This window comes from Lysobacter zhanggongensis, assembly GCF_046638635.1.
Lineage (GTDB): Bacteria > Pseudomonadota > Gammaproteobacteria > Xanthomonadales > Xanthomonadaceae > Novilysobacter > Novilysobacter luteus.
Genome location: NZ_JBJXHK010000155.1, coordinates 1 through 1,863, shown reverse-complemented (window position 1 = coordinate 1,863; position 1,863 = coordinate 1). Strand labels below are relative to the sequence as shown.

The 1,863-nt window shown below is 70.2% G+C and carries 2 protein-coding genes; both read left to right on the top strand.

Annotation, left to right across the window (positions count from 1 at the left end):
- Positions 1 to 664 (top strand): ubiquinone anaerobic biosynthesis accessory factor UbiT (gene ubiT, locus ACKVMH_RS13375; protein WP_412700649.1); only part of this gene is annotated, 664 nt, incomplete at its 5' end.
- 57 nt (positions 665 to 721) lie between these two features.
- On the top strand, positions 722 to 1,759 hold the full coding sequence (gene nadA, locus ACKVMH_RS13370; protein WP_412700648.1) for a quinolinate synthase NadA: 1,038 nt from the start codon (positions 722 to 724) through the stop codon (positions 1,757 to 1,759).
- The last annotated feature ends 104 nt before the right edge of the window (positions 1,760 to 1,863 follow it).

The window sequence follows — 1,863 nt, the reverse complement described above, 5'->3', positions numbered from 1 at the left end:
GGCCGCCCGCTGGGGCCTGGCGGCCGACACCGCGCAGGCGGCGATGGCGGTTGCGATCGTCGACGGTCGTCGCCGGCAGGGGCTGGCGGCTGACCTGGATCAAGGCGCCGCGTGGGTAGCCACCGGCACGATGCCCGCCATGCCCAATTCCACGTCGCGGTCCTCCCGTATCCACGCCCTGCTGGGTCGCCTGCCGCCACCGGTTCGGCTGGCCCGCTGGTTGCGGGTGATGCCCGTCCAGGCCCGCCACGGCGCCATCCAGCGCGCCTGTACCCGGGTGCTGGCACCGTCGATCGCGCGCGGGGACCTGGATTTCATGCAGGGCCGCCGCCTCGGCGTCGAGGTGACCGACCTGGGCCTGCGCTGGGTGATCGAGCGCCGTGGCGATGCGTTGCATGTCGATGACGGCGCGGCCGAAGCCAGCGTCCGTGGCACGGCCACCGACCTGTTGTTGCTGGCGGCCCGGCTGGAGGACGCCGACACCCTGTTCTTCCAGCGTCGGCTGGTGCTGACCGGCGATACCGAGCTCGGGCTGACCGCCCGCAACCTGCTCGAACGCCTGCCGTGGGAATCGGTGCCGTTGGGCCTGCGGATCGGCCTGAACCGCGGCGCCCGACTGGCCCGTACCGCGCGAGACGCCCATCGGGCCCGCGCCGCCGCCTGACCCGGCGTCCCGCACCGGGCACGGCACGACCCCACCACCTTTGAAACACACACCCGAATGACTGCAAATGCCGCCCTTGCCACGCCGCGCTGGCGCGATGGCCTCGAGTCCGACTACGCCCCGCTGGTGGAGACGCTCGAACAACTCATCCCCTGCATGGAGGTGCCGCTGCACCTGCCGTGGATCGATGCGATCAACACGCTGAAGAAGCAGCGTGGCGCGGTGATCATGGCGCACAGTTACCAGTCGCCCGAGATCTTCCACGGCGTGGCCGACATCACCGGTGATTCGCTCGCGCTCGCGCAGGCCGCGGCCGATTGCGACAGCGACCTGATCGTGTTGTGCGGGGTGCACTTCATGGCCGAGAGCGCGAAGATCCTGGCGCCCGACAAGACCGTGCTGATTCCCGACCTGGAAGCGGGCTGCTCGCTGGCCGCCTCCATTACCGCCGCCGACGTACGCGCGCTGCAGGCCAGGCACCCGGGCGTGCCGGTGGTCAGCTATGTCAACACCTCGGCCGAGGTGAAGGCCGCCTCCGACGCCTGCTGCACCTCGGCCAACGCGGTGCAGGTGGTCGAGGCGATCGCAGCCCAGAGCGGCTCGCGCAAGGTGATCTTCCTGCCCGACCGGTATCTGGGCAGCTGGGTCGCAACCCAGACCGATGTCGAGCTGGTGCTGTGGACCGGCACCTGCGAGGTGCACGAGACGTTTACCGCGCAACAGGTCCGACACACCCGCGAGCAGTTCGACACCAAGGTGGTCGCGCACCCCGAGTGCTCGCCGGAAGTGCTGGCCGAGGCCGATTTCGTCGGGTCCACCAGCGCGATGGGGCGCTGGCTGGAGAAGGAGAAGCCGACGCGGGTGGCGATGATCACCGAGTGCTCGATGGCCGACAACCTCAAGAACAGGTTCCCGCAGGTGCAGTTCATCAAGCCCTGCAACCTGTGCCCGCACATGAAGCGGATTACCCTGCCCAACATCCATGCGTGCCTGCGCGACCTGCGCCACGAGGTGCACGTCTCGCCCGAGGTGTCCGTGCGCGCACGCGCCGCGCTCGACCGGATGCTGGCGGTGGGGCGTCGCGAGACCGTCTGATGGGTCATTGCACGCCGCTGGTGGTGGTGGGCAGCGGCGTCGCCGGGCTTTGCACCGCGCTCGCGGCGGCGCCCCGACCGGTGTTGCTGCTCGGCCGAGGCCAC

Bases quoted from the DNA above. Each gene is read 5' to 3' on its own strand.
- nadA (WP_412700648.1), top strand. From the start codon at position 722: ATGACTGCAAATGCCGCCCTTGCCACGCCGCGCTGGCGCGATGGCCTC.